Origin of the sequence: Streptococcus penaeicida, from assembly GCF_002887775.1 — a bacterium.
GTDB lineage: Bacteria > Bacillota > Bacilli > Lactobacillales > Streptococcaceae > Streptococcus > Streptococcus penaeicida.
Map to the genome: position 1 here is coordinate 1 of NZ_LOCM01000049.1, position 445 is coordinate 445.

The following is a 445-nucleotide window of genomic DNA, read 5'->3' on the forward strand; positions in this document are numbered from 1 at the left end:
AACAAACCAGTGATGTGTCCTTAGACACGAGATGGTTTTGACTTATTTCTAGTAAGTTTAGGTTCGTATTCAAATATCATTTATCTAGTTGAACACGAGATTAATTTCTTAGGAAAATAGATAATCTTCCTTGTGTGCAAGCACACGGTGTCAGATTCCTAATTTTCTACAGAAATTCGGCTAGCCGAACATCTCTTTGTATCCTAGATAATGGAGCCTAGCGGGATCGAACCGCTGACCTCCTGCGTGCAAAGCAGGCGCTCTCCCAGCTGAGCTAAGGCCCCGACTAATAAACTGGTTGTTTCATTATTAGTGGTGGTACTATTCTATTACGTGAAGCTTAATTGTATTCGAACTAAAATCTTAGTGAAAAAGATAAATCTCCTTGTGTGCAAGCACACATCGTCAATTTCCTATTTTCATACAGATTTCTTAACGTTCTCAT

1 tRNA gene is annotated in these 445 nt (G+C 38.9%); it reads right to left on the reverse strand.

Going from position 1 to position 445, the window contains the following annotated elements:
• Positions 1 to 211: 211 nt before the first annotated feature.
• A tRNA-Ala gene (locus AT575_RS10140) sits at positions 212 to 284 on the reverse strand.
• Between the last annotated feature and the right edge of the window lie 161 nt (positions 285 to 445).